Annotated in this window: 20 protein-coding genes and 1 pseudogene; 3 read left to right on the forward strand and 18 right to left on the reverse strand. The window is 35.0% G+C overall.

Going from position 1 to position 20,480, the window contains the following annotated elements:
* Window positions 1-18: 18 nt before the first annotated feature.
* The 6 genes from yajC to ruvA are packed head-to-tail and all read right to left on the reverse strand — an operon-like array spanning window position 19 to window position 4,352.
* Window positions 19-279, reverse strand: a complete 261-nt coding sequence (yajC, locus tag Q9B79_RS11140) for a preprotein translocase subunit YajC (RefSeq protein WP_048531388.1) — start codon at window positions 277-279, stop codon at window positions 19-21.
* 27 nt (window positions 280-306) lie between these two features.
* Entirely contained in the window at window positions 307-1,446 is a 1,140-nt protein-coding gene (tgt, locus tag Q9B79_RS11145) for a tRNA guanosine(34) transglycosylase Tgt (RefSeq protein ID WP_000125362.1), read from the reverse strand.
* Between the two features lie 12 nt (window positions 1,447-1,458).
* Window positions 1,459-2,511, reverse strand: coding sequence for a tRNA preQ1(34) S-adenosylmethionine ribosyltransferase-isomerase QueA (gene queA / locus Q9B79_RS11150; RefSeq protein ID WP_149178150.1), 1,053 nt, complete (start codon window positions 2,509-2,511; stop codon window positions 1,459-1,461).
* Between the two features lie 19 nt (window positions 2,512-2,530).
* A complete protein-coding gene (locus tag Q9B79_RS11155) occupies window positions 2,531-2,731 on the reverse strand; it encodes a DUF2905 domain-containing protein (RefSeq protein ID WP_306184082.1) in 201 nt (66 codons plus the stop codon).
* Window positions 2,728-3,729, reverse strand: coding sequence for a Holliday junction branch migration DNA helicase RuvB (gene ruvB, locus Q9B79_RS11160; RefSeq protein ID WP_048557571.1), 1,002 nt, complete (start codon window positions 3,727-3,729; stop codon window positions 2,728-2,730). The genes Q9B79_RS11155 and ruvB overlap by 4 nt, the downstream gene beginning before the upstream one ends.
* Before the next feature lie 5 nt (window positions 3,730-3,734).
* Window positions 3,735-4,352: a Holliday junction DNA helicase RuvA gene (gene ruvA, locus Q9B79_RS11165; RefSeq protein WP_000464508.1), complete on the reverse strand. Its 618-nt coding sequence runs from the start codon at window positions 4,350-4,352 to the stop codon at window positions 3,735-3,737.
* A 189-nt stretch (window positions 4,353-4,541) separates the two neighbouring features.
* Here ruvA and Q9B79_RS11170 point away from each other — a divergent pair, with 189 nt between their 5' ends.
* Window positions 4,542-5,486, forward strand: a complete 945-nt coding sequence (locus Q9B79_RS11170; RefSeq protein ID WP_306184089.1) for an iron-hydroxamate ABC transporter substrate-binding protein — start codon at window positions 4,542-4,544, stop codon at window positions 5,484-5,486.
* A gap of 13 nt (window positions 5,487-5,499) precedes the next feature.
* Here Q9B79_RS11170 and Q9B79_RS11175 read toward each other — a convergent pair whose 3' ends face one another.
* The 7 genes from Q9B79_RS11175 to Q9B79_RS11205 all read right to left on the reverse strand — a co-directional run bounded on the left by Q9B79_RS11175 (window position 5,500) and on the right by Q9B79_RS11205 (window position 13,776).
* A complete protein-coding gene (locus Q9B79_RS11175; protein ID WP_306184091.1) occupies window positions 5,500-6,030 on the reverse strand; it encodes a BofC C-terminal domain-containing protein in 531 nt (176 codons plus the stop codon).
* 137 nt (window positions 6,031-6,167) lie between these two features.
* Entirely contained in the window at window positions 6,168-6,935 is a 768-nt protein-coding gene (locus Q9B79_RS11180; protein ID WP_306184093.1) for an SH3 domain-containing protein, read from the reverse strand.
* Window positions 6,928-7,860: an SPFH domain-containing protein gene (locus Q9B79_RS11185; RefSeq protein ID WP_306184095.1), complete on the reverse strand. Its 933-nt coding sequence runs from the start codon at window positions 7,858-7,860 to the stop codon at window positions 6,928-6,930. Before Q9B79_RS11185 ends, Q9B79_RS11180 begins: the two co-directional genes overlap by 8 nt.
* Window positions 7,847-10,231: a toll/interleukin-1 receptor domain-containing protein gene (locus tag Q9B79_RS11190; protein ID WP_306184097.1), complete on the reverse strand. Its 2,385-nt coding sequence runs from the start codon at window positions 10,229-10,231 to the stop codon at window positions 7,847-7,849. The genes Q9B79_RS11185 and Q9B79_RS11190 overlap by 14 nt, the downstream gene beginning before the upstream one ends.
* Before the next feature lie 2 nt (window positions 10,232-10,233).
* Window positions 10,234-11,667 carry a tetratricopeptide repeat-containing protein gene (locus Q9B79_RS11195; protein WP_306184099.1) on the reverse strand — a complete coding sequence of 478 codons (1,434 nt, stop codon included), beginning with the start codon at window positions 11,665-11,667 and terminating at the stop codon, window positions 10,234-10,236.
* 16 nt (window positions 11,668-11,683) lie between these two features.
* On the reverse strand, window positions 11,684-12,727 hold the full coding sequence (locus Q9B79_RS11200) for a hypothetical protein (protein WP_098663526.1): 1,044 nt from the start codon (window positions 12,725-12,727) through the stop codon (window positions 11,684-11,686).
* On the reverse strand, window positions 12,724-13,776 hold the full coding sequence (locus Q9B79_RS11205; protein WP_306184102.1) for a hypothetical protein: 1,053 nt from the start codon (window positions 13,774-13,776) through the stop codon (window positions 12,724-12,726). Before Q9B79_RS11205 ends, Q9B79_RS11200 begins: the two co-directional genes overlap by 4 nt.
* A gap of 128 nt (window positions 13,777-13,904) precedes the next feature.
* Here Q9B79_RS11205 and Q9B79_RS11210 point away from each other — a divergent pair, with 128 nt between their 5' ends.
* Window positions 13,905-14,663: an MBL fold metallo-hydrolase gene (locus Q9B79_RS11210; protein ID WP_306184104.1), complete on the forward strand. Its 759-nt coding sequence runs from the start codon at window positions 13,905-13,907 to the stop codon at window positions 14,661-14,663.
* A gap of 34 nt (window positions 14,664-14,697) precedes the next feature.
* Here the strand turns inward: Q9B79_RS11210 and Q9B79_RS11215 are convergent, their stop codons facing one another.
* Together Q9B79_RS11215 and Q9B79_RS11220 are read right to left on the reverse strand one after the other, a co-directional pair.
* A complete protein-coding gene (locus Q9B79_RS11215; protein ID WP_000323609.1) occupies window positions 14,698-14,982 on the reverse strand; it encodes a RyR domain-containing protein in 285 nt (94 codons plus the stop codon).
* 25 nt (window positions 14,983-15,007) lie between these two features.
* Window positions 15,008-15,544, reverse strand: a complete 537-nt coding sequence (locus Q9B79_RS11220) for a Pycsar system effector family protein (protein WP_306184107.1) — start codon at window positions 15,542-15,544, stop codon at window positions 15,008-15,010.
* Between the two features lie 481 nt (window positions 15,545-16,025).
* On the opposite strand from Q9B79_RS11220, the gene Q9B79_RS11225 reads away from it, so the two are divergent.
* On the forward strand, window positions 16,026-16,460 hold the full coding sequence (locus tag Q9B79_RS11225) for a branched-chain amino acid ABC transporter substrate-binding protein (protein WP_306184109.1): 435 nt from the start codon (window positions 16,026-16,028) through the stop codon (window positions 16,458-16,460).
* Window positions 16,461-16,493: 33 nt separating this feature from the next.
* Here Q9B79_RS11225 and Q9B79_RS11230 read toward each other — a convergent pair whose 3' ends face one another.
* The 3 genes and pseudogenes from Q9B79_RS11230 to nadA all read right to left on the reverse strand — a co-directional run bounded on the left by Q9B79_RS11230 (window position 16,494) and on the right by nadA (window position 20,455).
* A complete protein-coding gene (locus Q9B79_RS11230) occupies window positions 16,494-17,135 on the reverse strand; it encodes a YhcN/YlaJ family sporulation lipoprotein (RefSeq protein ID WP_306184110.1) in 642 nt (213 codons plus the stop codon).
* A 1,831-nt stretch (window positions 17,136-18,966) separates the two neighbouring features.
* Window positions 18,967-19,123 (reverse strand): annotated as a pseudogene (gene safA / locus Q9B79_RS26990) (SafA/ExsA family spore coat assembly protein); the annotation flags it as partial.
* A 225-nt stretch (window positions 19,124-19,348) separates the two neighbouring features.
* Window positions 19,349-20,455: a quinolinate synthase NadA gene (nadA, locus tag Q9B79_RS11240; protein WP_306184114.1), complete on the reverse strand. Its 1,107-nt coding sequence runs from the start codon at window positions 20,453-20,455 to the stop codon at window positions 19,349-19,351.
* Window positions 20,456-20,480: the final 25 nt, after the last annotated feature.

Genomic DNA, 20,480 nt, shown 5'->3' on the forward strand with positions numbered 1-20,480 from the left:
CATGCAGGGCCTTCCTCATTAGTTTTTCACAACTTCACGAATCGCATTGCGATCGAAAGTTAAGTGTGAACCACCAGATTTAATAACGATTTTCGTATCATCTACTGATTCGATTGTACCATGTAAACCACCGATTGTTACGATAGCATCACCTTTTGCTAACTCACTTTGCATTTGAGCAACTGCTTTTTGACGTTTTTGTTGCGGGCGAATTAATAAGAAATAGAAAATCGCAAACATCGCAACGATCATAACGATATTCATCATACCTGGATTCATCTTTTGTTCCTCCTTTTAAATTATGTATTAGAAGTTTTTAGCATTCGGTTTATTAAAGCCATACTGTTCAAAGAACTCTTCGCGGAAATCGCCAAGACGGTCTTCACGAATAGCTTGTCTCACCTGCTCCATTAAGTTTAACAGAAAATGAAGGTTGTGATAAGACGTTAAACGAATTCCAAACGTTTCATCACATTTCATTAAGTGACGAATGTACGCGCGAGAGTAATTTTTACATGTATAGCAATCACAATTTGGATCAAGCGGACCGAAATCTCTTGCGAATTTCGCATTTTTTACCACTAGACGACCTTCACTTGTCATACAAGTACCATTTCGAGCGATACGAGTTGGAAGTACGCAGTCAAACATATCAATACCACGAATTGCACCGTCGATTAATGAGTCAGGAGAACCTACTCCCATTAAGTAACGTGGCTTATTATCCGGAAGAAGTGGTGTTGTAAACTCGAGTACACGGTTCATAATATCTTTCGGTTCACCTACAGATAAACCACCTACAGCGTAACCAGGGAAGTCCATTGAAACAAGGTCTTTTGCACTTTGACGACGAAGCTCCTCGAACTCTCCGCCCTGTACAATACCGAATAAACCTTGATCTTGTGGGCGTTCATGCGCTTTTAAGCAACGTTCTGCCCAGCGGCTTGTACGCTCTACAGATTTCTTCATATATTCAAAAGTAGCTGGGAATGGTGGACACTCATCAAATGCCATCATAATGTCTGAACCTAACGCATTTTGAATTTCCATCGCTTTTTCTGGTGATAAGAATAATTTATCTCCATTTAAGTGGTTACGGAAATGAACGCCTTCCTCTTCAATACGACGGAAGTCACTTAAACTGAATACTTGGAAACCACCAGAGTCCGTTAAGATTGCACGATCCCAGTTCATAAATTTATGCAAACCGCCTGCTTCACGAATAATTTCGTGACCTGGACGTAGCCATAAATGATACGTATTACTTAAAATGATGCCAGAATCCATTGCTTTTAATTCTTCTGGTGACATTGTCTTAACTGTTGCAAGTGTACCAACTGGCATAAATGTTGGTGTATCAAATGAACCGTGCGGCGTATGTACACGTCCTAAACGCGCCCCCGTTTGTTTACAAGTTTTAATAAATTCATAACGAATTGCTGTCATAATTTACTCCTTTTATTTGTTTCCCATTTTAGCATGAGATGCAACGAACATTGCATCACCAAAGCTAAAGAAACGATATTTTTCTTTTACTGCTTCATTATAAGCATGAAGTACATTATCTCTGTTTGCAAATGCACTTACAAGCATAATTAATGTTGATTTCGGTAAATGGAAGTTTGTAATTAAACCATCAATTGCTTTAAATTCGTAACCTGGGTACATAAAAATGTCTGTCCAGCCAGAAGCAGCACAAAGCTTGCCATCATGATCTGTCGCAATTGTTTCTAACGTACGAGTTGAAGTCGTACCTACCGTAATAATACGTCCACCACTCTCTTTCACACGATTTAATAATGCTGCTGTCTCTTCAGACATATGGTAATATTCTGCGTGCATATGGTGCTCTTCAATCGTATCGGCAGAAACTGGTCTAAATGTTCCAAGCCCTACGTGAAGTGTAATGAAAGCTAACTCGACGCCTTTTTGTTTTAACTTCTCTAGTAACTCTTCTGTAAAGTGAAGTCCTGCTGTCGGCGCTGCTGCTGAACCGATTTCTTTCGCGTATACTGTTTGATAGCGATCGCGATCTTCTAGCGTCTCTTTAATATATGGAGGAAGTGGCATTTCCCCAAGTTCATCTAAAATTTCATAGAAGATGCCGTCATATGAAAATTCAAGCTGACGTCCACCTTGATCTGCAGTTCCTGTACAAGTTGCTTTTAATTTCCCTTCGCCAAAAGAGATAACAGTTCCTTCTTTTACACGTTTCGCTGGCTTAACAAGCGTTTCCCACTTATCGCCTTCTTCTTGTTTTAGTAGAAGCACTTCAATATGCGCGCCTGTATCTTCTTTCACACCGTGCAAACGAGCTGGCATTACTTTCGTTTCATTTAAAACTAAGCAATCCCCCTCATGTAAGTAAGAAAGAATGTCCGTAAAATGTTTATGCTCAATATCGCCTGTTTCACGGTCTAACACCATTAATCTCGATGTTTCACGTTCTTCTAATGGGACTTGTGCAATAAGTTCTTCTGGTAAATGAAAATCAAACAGATTAATATCCATAACTATATCCACCTATTTCTTATTTAAATCGATTTATTATATACATAATAAAAGATAATACAATACTTAACACAATACATGTAATGATAGGAAAATAAAAGGTAACGTTTCCTTTTTTCACAAAAATATCGCCTGGAAACCTTCCAATGAACTTCCAAGCTAATCCAACAACGATGAGTAAGATACCTGCTGTAATAAGCAATTTTGGCATCTCCGTCATATTTTTGGCATCTCCATTCCGAAATGCTCGTATGCAAGTGGCGTTACAATTCGGCCTCTTGGCGTTCGTTGTAAAAAGCCTATTTGTAATAAATACGGCTCATACACATCTTCAATGGTATGGGATTCTTCTCCAATCGTTGCGGAAACCGTTTCTAGCCCAACTGGGCCACCACGGAATTTCTCAATAATACCAAGCAATAATTTATGATCGATGTGATCTAGACCTAATTTATCTACTTGCAGTAGTTCTAACGCCATTTGAGTAATTTCCATCGTAACTGTTCCGTTACCACGAACTTGTGCAAAATCTCGTACACGTCGTAATAAACGATTCGCAATACGAGGTGTACCACGAGCACGTCTTGCAATTTCTAGTGCAGCTAACGAATCAATTTCAACTTCAAACACTTCTGCTGTACGTTCAACAATCGCAGAAAGCTGATCTACTGTGTAATACTCTAACCTTGAAAGTACACCAAAACGATCACGAAGCGGCGCTGATAATGCTCCCGCACGTGTTGTTGCTCCAACTAATGTAAATGGCGGTAAATCTAAACGTACAGACCGTGCTGACGGACCTTTTCCAATTACAATATCAAGGCAAAAATCTTCCATCGCAGGATATAGTACTTCTTCAATTGATCTATGCAAACGATGAATTTCATCAATAAATAATACATCCCCTGGTTGAAGCGATGTTAATACGGCTGCTAAATCTCCCGGCCTTTCAATTGCTGGACCTGAAGTTGTTCTAACATTTACGCCCATTTCATTGGCAATAATATTGGCAAGCGTCGTTTTACCAAGACCTGGCGGCCCATATAAAAGAACGTGATCTAACGTTTCTTCACGCATTTTCGCTGCTTCAATAAACACTTCTAAATTATGTTTCGCTTTATCTTGGCCAATATACTGACGGAGCGTCTGTGGCCGTAATGAATACTCTAAATCCGCATCTTCATATGCAGATTCCCCTGAAAGGAGACGTTCGTCCATTATACTCACCTCTTACCATTTAGTAAAAGACTAAGTGCCTTTTTAATATACTGATCCGTCGTTAATGATTCTTTTAATAGCTCTGGTACAACGCGAGAAACTTCTCGTTCTGCGTATCCAAGTGCGCGCAGAGCTTCCAGTGCCTCATCAAGCTCAGCTGATGAACCTTTCTTCTCATCAAAACGTTCTTCGTCTGAGAATAAATCAACAAATGCATCTGGTACAACGTCTGCTAGTTTTCCTTTTAAATCTAAAATCATTTGGCGCGCTGTTTTCTTTCCCACTCCCGGGAACTTCACTAAAAACTTCTCGTCTTCATGTTCAATTGCTTGAACGACCTGGCCTGTTTGACCAGAAGCTAATATCGCAAGAGCACCTTTTGGTCCAATACCAGACACACCTAACAATTTTGTAAATAATAAACGCTCTTCACGTGTTTTAAACCCGTAAAGTGCCATAATATCTTCTCTCACATAATGATATGTATAGACACGGATTTCTTGCTTACTTCTTTGAAATACATACGGATTTGGTGTGAAAATTTGGTAACCAATTCCATTATGATCAATTACGACATATTCCGGCCCTACATACTCCACGTAACCTGTAACATATTCAAACAAAATACGATCTCTCCCTCTTAAATCATGTATTCCATTTTAACATATTTAATGATAGAAAAGCGAGACTACCCCAACAAATGTTCTCTATTTGAAACTTCTGTTATTTTCCATTGACAGAAAGCATAAAGCACCTTAATATACAATAGTCGATAATGATTATCAATATTAATTAAAGGGGGTTACATCAAGATGAAACAGAAGCTATTTATTTTATTTACGATTATGCTAGTTGTTCTTTCTATCGTTGGCTGTTCTTCTCAAAAAGAAGAAGCAAAAACAAAAGAACAACCGAAAACAAAAGTTGTAAAACACGCTAAAGGGGAAGCGACAATTCCAGTAAATCCAAAGAGAATTGTTGACTTATCTGGATCAACAGAAGAATTATTACTTCTTGGATACAAACCTGTTGGTACAGCAAATACATATAAAGATAAAATCCAAAATCATTTAACAGAGAAATTAGATGGCGTAAAAGCAGTGGGTTGGTACTGGGCACCTAAAGTTGATTTAGAAGCTGTTACTGCTTTAAAACCAGACTTAATTATTTTAAATAATCGTCAATTGAAGATTTATGACCAATTAGAAAAGGTCGCACCAACAGTTGTTTTAGAAACAAACTTAGAAGACTGGCGCGGTAAGTTTAAAGAAGTAGGTAAACTATTTGACGAAGAAAAGAAAGCAGACAAATGGATTGCAGACTATGATAAAAAAGCAGACTCTCTATCTAAAAAAATTAAAGAAAAAACAAAAGATGAGAACTTTATGTTCATCGCAGTTACACCACAAAACTTCCGCGTATACGGTAGCTTCGGATACGGTGACATCATCTTTAACGACTTAAAACTTCCAGCAACAAAAGGCACAGATTTAAAACAAACGATGGCGCAAGTATCGCTAGAAGGTCTTGTTGCATTCCAACCTGATCAAATGTTTATAGTAAACTTTGGCGGCGAAGCTGATAAAGTTTACGAAGACTACAAAAACAGTGCCGTCTGGAAAGACAATAAAGCTGTGAAAAACAATCATGTATATGAAGTATCGAACGAAGTCTTCAATACGAAAGCATTCAATCCAATCGGAAAAGACATGCTAATTAATGAAATCGCAAAACAAATTTTGGCGAAAAATAAATAAGAAAAAAAGCAGCTCACCATGAGCTGCTTTTTTTCTTATTTTGCACTGCATATTGTTTCATTTTTTCAATCGTCTTCACAAAACCTTCTTTTGATTTAATCCGAATACCACGCTTCAATTTCGCACGCTCATAACTCTCAAGCTTTTTCATATCAATTCGGAAGAAGGAATGAATCGCATTATCACTTTTCGGTACACCTTTAAAAATTTGTAATATCCCTTCCTCTGACACGCCAAAATAACCGCTCGTCTTTAATAACGGAGAAATATCATCAACTTTCTTTTGTAATACGATTTGTACATCATCACGATCAACGAGCTGCCATTCTTTATATTGCTGTAAAAACTTTTCTAAATCCGCCACTTTTTCTGTAAAGATTTCCTCACTTACTTCTCCATCTACATACATTCGCTCTAATAAAATTGTAACTTCAGGTTCTTTTTCTGTTACTTCTGGTACTGGCCCTTCCGCCTTCACATTCGTTTCATAAACGAGACAAAACATCATAACGAAAGCTTGCATCGCAATCAGTATCCATTTCATTTCCGTTCACCTCTTTTAGGCAAGATCAAACTTTCATTAGTAGTTTCTCCGGAAATGGGGGTTTTATCCAAGAACCTTATTTCATTTGTGCACAATAGTTTTTTCCTACTGCGAAGACCGATTCACAATAACCTTTTTCATTTCACTTTTTCCACGATTGCACCACTAATCCAGCCAATATTTCCGTCTGGTAGTCTTACTTTTAACCATGTACGTTGTTGATTATCACTATCTTGGACTTGTACATTCTCTTCTAAATATACAAGTTCGACTCCAGGTGATACAGCTTCTACAACTTCTGCATCAATTCGAGCTTCTTTACGTACATTTCCTCCTTCCATTTCATCCTTCACTTTTAGTAATGTCTTCCCTTCACTACTCGCGCTTAATGTCTGCGGATCAAAACCTAAAGGAATTAAATGTTCTTGAATTAATTTATTTTCAGACTCGTATACTTTTAAAGTATACGAATTAGTAGGAAATACATATATTAAAATAGGAATTACAACTACGCAAACTCTCATTGTTATCTTATATTTATGCTCTAATCTCACTATAAAACTAATGAATTTCAAAGCATACATCTTTATATATTCAAAACCCTTATCGATAATACTTATTAATAATTCTGCGATACTAAAAACAGCTGAGACACGTTTTCCTTTTTGTCTTCTTTTACGCATAGTAGCACTAATAAATCTAGTAATCCCATTTACTAATTTTTTAATACACCAATCAAGCAAACCTAAAATTTTCTTACTCGTATAAGGGAAAAGATAAAAAATCAAATACTTCCCGATAAACATGATTAAAAATAATATAATAGCAAATCGAATAGGTGCTGCTATCGGTATTGAAAGTAAAAATATATATGATTTATAAAACCATTCTAATAACTTATCCATCTAATCTCTCTTTCCGCTTTAACTCTGATGTTTCCCCTAATTTCTCCCACTTATCTTTTTCCACCCTATCAGTTTCTGATGATACAAAACTCTTTTCTGAATTAATTTCATTCAATGTCTGTATTACTTCCATAATCAACTTCGGGTCTTCACCTTTTTTGACCATATCTTCTATTAAATCCTGTGTTCTTTTGTCTTTCTCTCGCTTTATTTTGAGCTCCTCTTGTTCTTCTTGTTTTTTTCGCTCATATTCTTTCATAATAAATTCTGTTCTCTCTTTTTCCGAGCTAAACACTCCCACCTCTCCGTACTTTTCCATAAAGTGCACAAGATTTTCAATTTCCCCTTCTTTTCTCAAACGCTTTTCTTCTTGCTCATCTTTAATTATCATTTTTCTTTTAAGTCTTTCACGCGTTTCATGTCCTAACTCAACATCTACTTCCAAAGCTTCGACTGCTAAACCATATTCACCAAAAACCCTATTAAATTTACTATCATTTTGCAATCCTTTTAATGCTCCATTTACCGCTCTAATTTGATCAATTGGGTAATCTCTCGTAACTTCTTTTATAGAATAAAATAACAATTCATCTAACATATTAGTAGAATTTACAATCCCTCTTCTAACTATAATTTCTGGATTACCAACATAAAAACTAATGCGCATTCTAATTAAAAATGCATTTTGACCATCATCACACATTACCTCTTTATGAAACGTATAACTATACACACTTGTATCTACCTCATAAACAGTATGGTATTTTCCGTGTCGTAATTCACTATTTAATGCGTAATCTCCATTTTGCACAACAAGACATTCACCTTCATCATTTATATATACAAATGATGAAGTCTGCGTTGAAGGTTGTTGTTTCCCAAAAATTTTCACTTTAACCGGTTGTCTAGATTTAATAAATGACATTTTTTCTCCCCCTCTGGATCGCTACAATTTCAAGAATTACAGGATTGATAATATAGTGCTGTTCAGACTCAACAAGGCGTTCTAAAATAATTCTCATTTGTGTTTCTACTCTATCTCCACCTACAATAAACAACTCTTTCATAAATTCACGTAAACCTTGATGTACTTCCTCTCTATTCTCCAATTCTTCAAATACATTTCGAATCCATTTTGTAGTTTTAATTCTTGTTTCTCCATTCCCTAAGCATTCACTTACAATCGAAACTAGACTCGTACTTCTTATATAATCATTTGTAAACAAGTAAACAAGCGTATCTGGTGAAAGCGTACAAATTAATGAAATTGCTAGATCAAGTAATTTTTCTTTTCTATTCGTACTTAATGCTTCTTCTTGTATCCAGCTTCTCAAGAATGCAAATGACGCTCCGTAATATCCCGTCCTACTTTCACTTAATCTATATAAGTGTTCAAAACTTTCCAAAGCTATATCCTGTAAAGATGTATTTGATTTATTAAATATTTCTTTTAATCCTACCAAAGCTTGTGGATACATCATAATTCCCATCTTTGTTCCATACACTCTTGCAGCTATTTTCTGGAAGTTATAATTATTACTAGACGTCCAATAACGTAATACACGTGATACTAGAACAACATTATCTTTATCTTTCAGTAATAAAAGAAATAACTGGATAACGTTCATATGATAAATATATTTTTTCTGTCCAGCCCAATTAGAAATAACCGTATTATAAATAAATAAAAAGTCTTCCTTACAAAGCGCTGCTAACCCCTCTAAAATCCGCTGATTTTTTTTCTTATTGGAATCCATCGATTCTTCCATTAACCACTTTATAAATACGTTTTTTAACTCTGGGGTAAAATAACATTTCCAAGATTCTAACAATACAGCTCTAGCATCCTCTTCATACTTAAATTTTGCAAACTTTGTTGGTAAGACTCCTAAATGAGAATATGTTTGCGCATGGTACAAAATTCCGCCAAGTTGCTTAACTTCTTGTTGCACCGGCATTATCAAAGGGCTACCTACCCGAATCTCATCTTTTATCTCCAATTCTTTTTCTAACATTTTACGCAAGCGCCCTGCAGTCTCCCCAATGAACTGGTACTCCATACCACTAAATACAGATAAAGCTAGGAGCATCGTATATTTTCGCACTCCTGAATTTTCATGCAACAAATTTTCAATTCGCTCGTTTATGTTTTGTCTTAAAACAGCTAACACATCACCTTCCTGTATTTCACCGTTTAATAAACACACTAATTTCTCCGAAAACACCTCTGCATCTCTCGGAATAAATACTAAATCTAGATAATGTTTAATTTCATTCTTGTTAAAAAAACGATTAATTTCTTCTATCTCTGGATCTATTGAATTTAAAAATGCTAAGTGCTTCTTTATAATTCTTTCCTTTCCGTTAGGAATCGGACAAAACTTCATATATTGTTGTATGTCTTCATTGATATCTTCCTTATCAATATTGACTGTTACAATAAAATAACTGTTATGATTCTTCAAAAAATCAATCATCTGTTTTATTACAGCATCTTGTAACCCTTGTAAGGAGTCATATGTAATATGATCGATAATAAATACAGTATTTTCTTTCAACATTCCACTAATCAATTTTTCCCATCTAACATCCGGGAAAAATTGATACATTCTTTCAAGATTCAACTCATTCGCAAGCGCAATTGCAGTTGTATATTTTCCGACAACCTGTTCATTATGTAGAAATAAAATATGATTCTTTTTTAACTCCTGCAAGCAGTCGTTAAAGTTGGCGATTTGCTCATATATATTACTGACTTTATCGATTTCACTGTCCTTAATTGCAAACAGTTTATTTGACATATTCAAAGAAAAATTTGTTCCTTCTTCTTTAGAAATATCGCTAGGAATCATTTCGTAATAGAACTCAGATTCATTTACATTAGCATCTAAATTATCATAAGCTAAACTTTCTTTTATTCTTACAATGAGTTCATCTGCATGTTCCTCTATTTCACCAAACGCTGCATTAAACCAACTTACCTTTTTCAAATGATATTCAAAAAAATCTCCTAACTCACTATTATCTACTCGGAATGGAATAATTCTTTTCTTATAATTCACTGCCGCTTCTATTTCATTTTCTACATGTCCAGACTGTCTAGCATTCTCCGAAAGAATAAGTAGCACGCAACTACATTCTTGAATACCTTGTACGATATGTTTACTGTATACTCCCCCAACTGGAATATCTTTCGGGGCAAACCAATATTCTATTTCAGCACTAGTTAATTTACTACATAACATATCTGCAATGCTTGAATCTTTTGTAGAATAACTAATAAATACCTTTTCCATTTTTATCCCCTATTCACTATAGTTTTCTTTTCGCTCTCTGAACGTAACAGCTTCACGATACCTGCTCCTTCTTTTTCAAGCCCCATGATGAATAAGTATTGTTTAATTTGATCTAATGTGGATTGCTTTTCAAAAGTGTTCGGCTTCCCGAAGCGAATTGCACGCTTCATCAACCTTTCACTTGCTTCATAACGATCCTGAATAAGTTGTACTTCGGCTAGAGTACTATAATGCCACCATGACTTCTCATTATATTCAGACCATCGATCCGAAATATAATTTGCGAAAGTAAAGCAATCTGTTAATCCTAAAATTTTTTGTATATACACTGCATTAATCGCAGGATAAAAATCTTCAGGATTCACACGAAACGCCTCTAAATATAAATCTAAAGACTTCCGTAAATCTGAAAAATTAATACTCTCTCTATCTAATAAACAATCTTCTTTATATAAAGCTCTACGTTTAAATTGCGCCGCTAACATTGCTAAAGCATCAGAATCTATTCTATTTTCCTTTAATAATGCATGCATCAAATTAGCTGCTTCATCATAGTTCCCCATACGAGTCAAACAGTTCGCCTTTAACTTCACTACTTCTTTATCCTCTATAAATGGGTAAAGATTAATTTCATTCACGACCATAGACCATGCTTCTACTTTTTTTATGTACATAAGCGCTTTATCATATACACCAAATTTTTTATATACTTTAGCTAACTCGAGAAGGAATGGTCCGCTATACGTATCAAAATTATATTTCTCTTGGAGTATCAATAACTCATCCTTATCTCTAACTGAAATAACTTGTTGTACTACGTCTCTTTCTTGTACATCTATCACTTGAGGACGTGGTGGAATCGCCTCTTTTAAATTATATTTAAAAAACAAATTGGTAACATTCCAACCTTCATCTTTAGCTGAATATAGTCTATGTAAATGCTGCTCTCCGAATTTCTTGGCTAATTGAACATCACCTAAATCTTCAAAAAATACTGCTTCCATTTCATTAAATTGCTTATAAGCCTGTACGAAGTCTTCTGTAATATAAATCTCTCCTGGAAATGTAACTGGCTCAATTCGTGCAGTTCGATTAATATGTTCTCCAACTGCATTTTTCCGATTATTTAACATAGGGTCCTCGAAAATATACACCTCACCATAGTGGCCTGCAATGCGAGGCGTCATACTTAATTTGTGCTTACGGAAAAAATTTTGATATTCCAACATTAAAGAAACAGCATCTTCTCCATTTTCAAATAAAGCAATAAACGCATCTCCCCATGTATTCCATACAATTGCTTTATCCTTATACGACCGAATAGATTCAACAAGTAATTTTAAATAGTGTTCATAAAAATTTTTGAACTCTTGTTCATTCATTTTTGAAAAACCTTTCAAGTCAGAGAAAACAATAAACATAGATCTCTTTTCCAAGATTCTATCCCTCTTTTCAAATTAGCTTCTGATTATAAATTAACAACCCATATAACTTTAAAATTTTCCGGAGCATCAATAAGAGTACGTATATGTCTTCTTCTGTCGGTCTATTCTCTCCTATTAAAGTTGCAGTCCGATGAATAGCTGGGTTACCAAACGATCTCAATCCATACATATACTGACTCATACTTCGGTTTAATACATTGTTATTTTTAATATTTCTTAAGTTCATATCAAATAATGCTGTGTCAGTCCCTGTTAGTTCACAAAGATTCTGACAAGTATTTTCAGCAAATTTCCTTCCAAATGCTGCGAGAGTTTCAAACTGTATTTCATTTACACGTTGTAATGCTGTTCTTAAGGGGAGAAATGTGTCCTCCCAAAAAGCATCAGACTTAGGAAAAGAATCCAATATATTTAACAATTCCTTTTGAATTTGATCCATCTCTTTAGAATAATGCAGCGGAATAATCGAACGCCCTAACACTTGATTCAGCGTTGCATTCCAAATTTCAACATCCTCATCCAAATAAATACAGTAGTAAATCGTCTTTGTATATTTAGATTTTTTTAACCAACGTGTTGCATGCTCAAGTAACGTTGTAATTTCAGCACTATAGTTTCCTACCAATCCCTTCCTACCAATAACCGGAAGAGCAATAGAAGAAAAACGATATCCTGAAAATTCTAATGCTGCTAGCGTGGCGAATACTCCTTCAATTAATTCTTCATATTCTTCTTTCGAAAATAATATATCGTGTGTTCTATTAAAATTAATCGTTAATACAAATTTATCCTGTTTGTCTCCTTGCAGAATCGTATAACCAATAAAAACTTGGTCGTTGACATGATAAAAAGGAGCAATCTTTAATGTATCTATATCCATCCTCTGCCTAATACTTTCTACTAGCTCACCATATATTTGGCCACTTTCATTTTTATACGTAGTAATGACGATGGCACCGTCCCCACTACTTTCTAACAAATCACCTTTACACAACAAAAAAGATCGATCACCAAAGGTTGAATCAACTATTACACGATTTATAATATTCATTCCACGTTCATCCTTTTGGGCAACATTTTATTTAAAAATTTGATAACTCTTAAAAGAGTAAAATACATAATAGCAATATCATCTTTTTCCAAAGTTTTCGGCCCATATAATGGAATATTACCCCTACCACCTTCATTATACTCGTATAGTATAATAAAATGATTAACCATCCATTCTTCTACTACTTTATTCCTTTTTATCTCTATTATATTTTTCCTAAATGATGAAACAGGCACTCCTGCAATTCGGCATATATCCTTATTTATTTCAATGATTAGACTTCTACATAAAACGGCTACATTTCTACTAGAATCTTCTCTTTTTTCTAGTTCTTGTTTTATTCCATTTAATGTACTAGCATAAAAATCATTTTTTACGGAAATATTATTTATTTCACTTACAATTTTTTTTCGTAAATTTCGAATTATTTCATCAAAATCCGGAGCAACATTCGTGCCTTTTAATGCTTTTTCCAAAGAATTCATCCACACATCATTATCTTGTTGCACATATAAAAAATATGATAATTTTTCACAACAAGATGTGTCCCTTAACCAGTTTGTTGCATACTGGATCATCATATTTATAGCTACTAAATGATGTTCAGTCTCTATTCCTTTTCTACCGATAACAGGTAGACAAACATCTTTTAGTTCAAATCCTTTATATTCTAGTAAAGTTAATGCTAAAAAACATCCCTTGATGTATTCTTCTAGTAAATCTAACGAATATCTCGTTCCTTCTTTTTTGTTAGTATGAAGAATTAAAAATGTTTTATTTTGTTGTTTCTGATCAATAATACCAATCCAGCCTCCACTGGAAAGTGATAATAGCTTCTTCTCTTTCGAAGTAGAAAGAGAAAATTTATTGTCAAATGCTTCGTACAATTCACCACTTTCATCTAGTGACAAGCCATGTGCAATAACAAAAAAAACAGTGGCCTTAGCTTGCGACATATCTCCTTTATAAATAAAGAAGGAACGCTTCCCACTCGGAACATCCACGGTTAATTCATGTAACAACAAACGTTCTTCCAGATTTTCCAACATCGATTCCACATCCAAATATCTAGTTTCAAAACACTCCAAATTCTTTTCTGTATGCTATAATTCCACTAATTACTAACAACATTTTAGCATAACTTTTCACAAAATGTTCATTTTTTGGAGGGACCTATATGAAAATATATCCATTAGGAGTAGGACAAGGATTTTCAACAAAATACTTTCACAATAACTACATTATTTCAATTTCAAATACAAATATCTTAATTGATGCTGGTACGACTTTAAGATTTAGTTTAGAAGCTAGTCCATATACATATACGGATATTGATTATATATTTCTCACGCATTTTCATTTCGATCATGTCGGCGGGCTAGAAGAGTTACTTCAAAGACGTTATTGGTCAACCACAAACAAACAAAATCAAAAAAAACCACAGATTATTATTAAAGAGTGTCAATTAAAACAACTTGAATCTCTTCTCTCTCCAGGTTTATGCAATCAAAATTTAACTTTACATGATTACTGCGATATTCATACGTTGAGCGATGAACAGTCGTCTTTAACAATTGAAAATACAATTGAAATTAAATTCATTGATACAACAAATTTCCACTGCGAGGATATGATAAGTTTCGCACTACAAATCTATGATTTAAACAAACAGCAAAACATCCTATTTTCATCTGATATAAAGAAATTAAACAATAGCAATTTAAAAGAACAAATCAACCAAGAAACCGTAGCCATTTTTCAAGATGTAGATTTAACTTACAATCCAGTCCATGCACACTTAACAGAGGTACTATCCTATTATCCCGACACTTGTAGACCTATACTTTACGCAATGCATTATCCAGATCATGCACCAAATACTTTCTCTCAATACAATCTTTCATTTGTACAACAAGGAATCCCAATTATGTATTAAAAAAAGGTAGAACAGCTACTTTCACTTTGCTGTTCTACCTTTTCTTTATTTCATAACCAAGCGCTAAAATCACTTTAATTGTCTCTAATGAAGTTCTTCGATCATAGTTTTTTTCGATTTCTGAAAGCTCTTCATAAGGTATTAAACAAGGATGTTCTTTTTTATCTTCATCTCTTTTTTCTCCGTATCTCCAACCTTCTTGCAACCTTTGATCCGCCCAAACTTCATGTGTATTTTTAGAAATTAACTCTGTAAGTTCCTGAATATCTTTCGGAACCTCAACATTTGATGTATCAATCGCTTTTGGCTTATATGCCATCCATAATCTCCTCCATTCCAAAATTCTATAATGCTTTCACAACTTCTCCTATTATTAAGAAAATATATCCTACTATCGAAAATAAAAATGCATACTTAGTCATTGCAAATTTCTTTTTCGCAATTAGAGATAACGTATAATTTTGACTGAGCAATTCTTCTAATAGATGGTCGCCTTCTGCACCTTTAATGGCATCTATATAGTCCTCTCTAGTCATATCAGCTACACTTCCCCAGTATATCAAACCATTTTCTTTTTTCTCCATAAAACGAGGCATAATAGATAAAATCGCAAATACAATCCCTACTAATAAACCAATTAAGCTCGCACCTAATATTAAAAATTCCCAAGACATTTGAATAGTCGATGGATCAAAAAACAAGCGAAAAACCGTTACATTTACACCACTAATCCCAGCTGCTTTTACATCTGAAAAACGAATAGAATTGTTTAAATATGTATGCATTTGATAAGAAAAATTCGTTTTTGATGAACGTTTCGTTTGATGTACTTCCACTTTCAATTGTTCTTGTTGTATTTTTAATTCCTTTTCTTCCCCCATAGTACCTCACCCTTACACATTAATTCCAATATTAGTAACTCTAACCCATTTATTGTAACGTACTTAAAAGATTGATAGCAATCATCAAATGAAATGCAACCTACATAAAACAAAAAGATAATAAGAAAGAGTCTTTTCATACCCTCACCTATTACATATTTTAATCTTAATATAGAGTTATAACATTTTATAACATAAAATGAAAGACGCCTGCAAAGCAGGCGTCTTGATGCGTTTACGGCGAGAGACCAGGCGACCACATTCGCGTGTTTAGCACTTAAGCATATCTCTCGTCTTACGTAAATTAGCTCATCGCTTTGCTAATATAACATTAATAAAGTATAAGTGCAACATGTTTATAAAAATATTTTATTTCCTCTTTCATCCAAACAAATTATATGTAAATTATAAATTGATAAATGTAATATATATGTTACAATAAATATAACAGCAAAATCATAATAAACAGGAGATGGGTATTGTGAAAAAAATAAAGGATGAACGTCTCATTTTGCAAACGTTAAAAAACGTACGTATTGCCTTTCTTTTTCAATCACTTGGTATAATTGGAATTTTAGGCTATATTGGATTCACTGAAGGAATGGATCAAATTACGAAATCTCCATTATGGCTATTATTTATTCTTACGAGTATCGTACTTAGCTATTTACAGCTAAGTGTTTCAATCGATGTAGAAGAAAGCGAAAAGGAGATAAAGTTAACTCCTTATTACAAAATTGTTTTACGTTCTCTTAGTGTAGGGATCGTTATGGTTATTATTTATATTATTTTCAGTCCAGAAAGGCCCCTATTTGAGGCTATTTTAACAGGTGGTATTCTCTTTATATGCTTTTTAGGTTCTTATTCCATTAGTTATTTCATTAAAAAACGTCGTTTACAATATGACGATGAATAAAGAGGAAGGGCTACCCCTTCCTCTTTTATTTTGCTATCGCGTAGTACCAGTTAAACCGTAACGAATGTCTCGGAACATATTTGTTATGTCACGATTGAAATCGTTTGTAACTGTACCGTTACGCAGTCGTGTACTCATTGCATCGACACGTGTAAACATGTCATTTCTTACAGAAACATATACGTTTCTGTTTCCAACTTCATTTGCAACAGCTTGACGAACTTCATTTGCAAGCGCTGTTTCATTCGATACTGGATTACGTGGTTTTACCGCAATCGCCACATCGTTTCCATATACAACGGTAGACACACGGTCTACGTTATTCATACGTTTCACACGATTTGTAATTCTTTCTGCAGTTTTACCATCATTGTTAATGTATGAATTGTTCATTGTAATATTACGCGTTGGATGCGGGTTAGCAATTTGACCGTTGTAATTTACATCGCGGTAATAGTTATATCCTGTATCGTTACGACCATTTCTATATGTTACATAGTCTGTATAACGATCGTTACGCGTCACATTATCACGATACTGGTGTGTATCATTATAAGATGTACGCTCGTAATTGTAGTTACGTCCATCCATTGCATTGTTTTTTGGTGTACCACATGCAGCTAATGCACTAGTAACTAACAAAGAAGCAGCAATCACTTTTACTTTCGTATTCAATACAAAAACCCCCTCTGTTAGAATGAACTTCTCTTCTGAAAAGCTCCCTCTTATGATGAGTAACAGAGAAGGTTTTTACACTGTTAATATTTCACTGGGAATTTTCTAACATTCGATGTAAATCTTCCTTTTTCAGAACAACTCTACATACAAAAAAGGTGGGAATAACCCCCACCTTTTTAAACTTCTTCTTCATCCTCTTCTTCTGAAACTGGCTCCCCAAATACATTTGGTGGATCTGGTTGATAATACATCGTTCCTGGCTGTGGTGCATATGCCGATTGAGTTGGTTGATAATATAAAGGATTCGCGTATTGCGGCCCTCCAGGTTGTGGACTATATAGCCTACTCTCTCCTCCACACCCACAATCTTCCTCCCCTTGCACGAGCGGTAGCATATTATTATCCATCGGCATCATATTTGGCATAGACGTATATTGCGGTCCAAAAGGTGCTCCTTGCTGATAGGGCATTTGATATGGATTTGGCGGCATCATAGGCTGTTGGTATGGCAGCATATTCGGTGGTTGATTATTATCCATTATCGGCATCATATTTGGCATTTGGTTGTTATCCATCATCGGCATCATATTTGGCATTTGGTTGTTATCCATCATCGGCATCATATTTGGCATTTGGTTGTTATCTATCATCGGCATCATATTTGGCATTTGGTTGTTATCTATCATCGGCATCATATTTGGCATTTGGTTGTTATCCATCATCGGCATCATATTTGGCATTTGATTGTTATCCATCATCGGCATCATGTTTGGTATTGGGTTATTATCCATAATTGGCATCATATTTGGTGGTTGATTGTTATCCATAATTGGCATTATATTTGGTGGTTGGTTGTTATCCATGATTGGCATTATATTCGGTGGTTGGTTATTGTCCATGATTGGCATTATGTTTGGTACTTGAATATTTGGCGGTATTACTTGCGGAATCACTACATTTTCTTTCGATACATTTGGTGACACGATATTCCCTACATTTTCTTTTTTTACTTGCGGTGATACGATATTCCCTACATTTTCTTTCTTTACTTGCGGTGATACGATATTCCCTACATTTTCTTTTTTCACTTGCGGTGATACGATATTCCCTACATTTTCTTTTTTCACTTGCGGTGATACGATATTCCCTACATTTTCTTTCTTCACTTGCGGTGATACGATGTTCCCTACATTTTCTTTCTTTACTTGCGGTGATACGATGTTCCCTACATTTTCTTTCTTTACTTGCGGTGATACGATATTATTTTTTTTCGTTTGCGGAGAAATGACGTTATTAGGTTTCATCTTATTAATTTGAGGAGCAATTAACTCGCTTCCCTTTTTAATTACATCTGAAATTTTATATTCTTTTTTCGCTTTTATTGGTGGTTGTGGCGGCTGTGGTAATACATTTACCGAGAATTTCGTGTTTTCTTTCTCCGCTGGTTTTTGTTTTTCTATAACAGGTGGTTTTTGAATAACAGACGGTTTTTCAACTGGTTTTTCTATTTGAATTGGCTTTTCTTTTTGCACTTCTTTTTGCGGTTTTACTTGTATTTCCTTCTGTGGTTTTACCTGTACTTCTTTTTGTGGTTTCACTTGCATTTCCTTCTGTGGTTTTACCTGTACCTCTTTTTGCGGCTTCACTTGCATTTCCTTCTGTGTTTGTTGCATAGCAGGTTGCTGCGTAATTGGTGCCGATTGATACGTAACTTCTTCCTCATCTTCTATTCCAAGCGGCGTTGGCGTTGCTGCAAATTCTTTTTGTTGCACTTCTTTTACGTATTGTTTTGGAGGTGCTGAACCCGCTCCAGCATGTTGTTTTACATGAACGCTGCTTGATGGCACTTTAATTTTCATACCTGGCATAATTAAATCTGGATTGCTAAGTTGTGTATTTGTTTTTTTCAACGTATCAAAATCCACTCCGTACTTTTTCGCAATTTTCCAAAGGGTATCCCCTTTTTGCACGATATGAATTTTCAAATTTTCCCCCTCCTGTATAACTTATCTATAAGTAACAAATCTCACGAAGTAACCCTTTCTAAATAACGTTACCTTCTTTTCACTTGTATCACTTCTTCGATTTTTAATATCATTAGAAGTGGAATAAGCATAAGAAAATCGCAATGATTTCTTCAAAACAATGTATGCCCATTTCGTTCTCGTTATGATTATATGTACGAAAAAAAGCAACGGGAATCCGCTGCTTTACACACGCTCTAACATACGATTTAATGCAAGAACTGCTTCTTCAGTTACTTGTTTATCGACGCTAATAACGTTAATTACTTCTCCTCTTTCTATCATTTCAAGTGCCCATAATAAGTGCGGCAGATCAATTCGGTTCATCGTTAAACACGGACACATAAATGGATTAAGTGAAACAATTTCTTTATCTGGATGTTGTTGAATAATTCGGTTCACTAAATTCATTTCTGTACCAATCGCCCATTTACTTCCAGATGGAGCCGATTCAATCATATCAATAATATATTTCGTTGAACCAGCATAATCCGAAGCAGCTACAACTTCGTAGCAACATTCCGGATGTACAATAATGTTCATGTCCGGATGATTTTTCCGTACGTTCTCAATGTTTTTCACTGTAAAGTTTTGATGAACAGAACAATGTCCTTTCCATAAAATCACTTGAATTTCTTCTATATCTCCATCGTACTCTAATGAATCTGTATGCGGGTCCCATACTGCCATTTTATCTAGCGGGATACCTAAATCGTACGCTGTATTCCTTCCTAAATGTTGGTCCGGTAAAAAGACAAGGCGCTCTTTTTGTGTAAACGCCCAAGATACCATTTGTTTTGCATTAGAAGAAGTTACTGTCGCTCCGCCATTACGACCGCAAAACGCTTTAATTGCAGCTGTAGAGTTAACATACGTTAACGGAATCATCGTATCTCCAAATAATTTTGTGAGCTCTTTCCACGCTCTTTCTGTTTGTTCGATATCTGCCATATCTGCCATCGAACAACCTGCACGCATATCTGGCAAAATAACGATTTGATCATCTGTCGTTAACATATCTGCTGTTTCTGCCATAAAGTGTACACCGCAAAATACAATATATTTTGCTTCTTTATTGCTCGCTGCTACTTGCGCAAGCTGAAGTGAATCTCCTGCTGCATCAGAAAATTGTACCACTTCATCTTTTTGGTAATGGTGTCCTGGAATAAATAGTGTTTCCCCCATTTTTTCTTTAATTTCACGAACACGCTTCTCCATATCTTCTGTTGTCATCGTGTAATAACACTCTGGTAACATCGTTTCAATCGGTTGCACTTTTTCTAAAATACTCATATCCCTTTCTCCCCCTCTAAGCCAC

Source organism: Bacillus sp. MHSD_36, from assembly GCF_030757775.1.
Lineage (GTDB): Bacteria > Bacillota > Bacilli > Bacillales > Bacillaceae_G > Bacillus_A.

Coding starts and splice junctions, on each gene's coding strand:
- tgt (WP_000125362.1), bottom strand. CDS start 1,446: ATGACAGCAATTCGTTATGAATTTATTAAAACTTGTAAACAAACGGGG.
- yajC (WP_048531388.1), bottom strand. CDS start 279: ATGAATCCAGGTATGATGAATATCGTTATGATCGTTGCGATGTTTGCG.
- queA (WP_149178150.1), bottom strand. CDS start 2,511: ATGGATATTAATCTGTTTGATTTTCATTTACCAGAAGAACTTATTGCA.
- Q9B79_RS11170 (WP_306184089.1), top strand. CDS start 4,542: ATGAAACAGAAGCTATTTATTTTATTTACGATTATGCTAGTTGTTCTT.
- Q9B79_RS11155 (WP_306184082.1), bottom strand. CDS start 2,731: ATGACGGAGATGCCAAAATTGCTTATTACAGCAGGTATCTTACTCATC.
- Q9B79_RS11200 (WP_098663526.1), bottom strand. CDS start 12,727: ATGAATATTATAAATCGTGTAATAGTTGATTCAACCTTTGGTGATCGA.
- Q9B79_RS11220 (WP_306184107.1), bottom strand. CDS start 15,544: ATGGGGGAAGAAAAGGAATTAAAAATACAACAAGAACAATTGAAAGTG.
- Q9B79_RS11215 (WP_000323609.1), bottom strand. CDS start 14,982: ATGGCATATAAGCCAAAAGCGATTGATACATCAAATGTTGAGGTTCCG.
- ruvB (WP_048557571.1), bottom strand. CDS start 3,729: ATGGACGAACGTCTCCTTTCAGGGGAATCTGCATATGAAGATGCGGAT.
- Q9B79_RS11175 (WP_306184091.1), bottom strand. CDS start 6,030: ATGAAATGGATACTGATTGCGATGCAAGCTTTCGTTATGATGTTTTGT.
- Q9B79_RS11205 (WP_306184102.1), bottom strand. CDS start 13,776: ATGTTGGAAAATCTGGAAGAACGTTTGTTGTTACATGAATTAACCGTG.
- Q9B79_RS11210 (WP_306184104.1), top strand. CDS start 13,905: ATGAAAATATATCCATTAGGAGTAGGACAAGGATTTTCAACAAAATAC.
- Q9B79_RS11180 (WP_306184093.1), bottom strand. CDS start 6,935: ATGGATAAGTTATTAGAATGGTTTTATAAATCATATATATTTTTACTT.
- Q9B79_RS11190 (WP_306184097.1), bottom strand. CDS start 10,231: ATGGAAAAGGTATTTATTAGTTATTCTACAAAAGATTCAAGCATTGCA.
- nadA (WP_306184114.1), bottom strand. CDS start 20,455: ATGAGTATTTTAGAAAAAGTGCAACCGATTGAAACGATGTTACCAGAG.
- Q9B79_RS11185 (WP_306184095.1), bottom strand. CDS start 7,860: ATGTCATTTATTAAATCTAGACAACCGGTTAAAGTGAAAATTTTTGGG.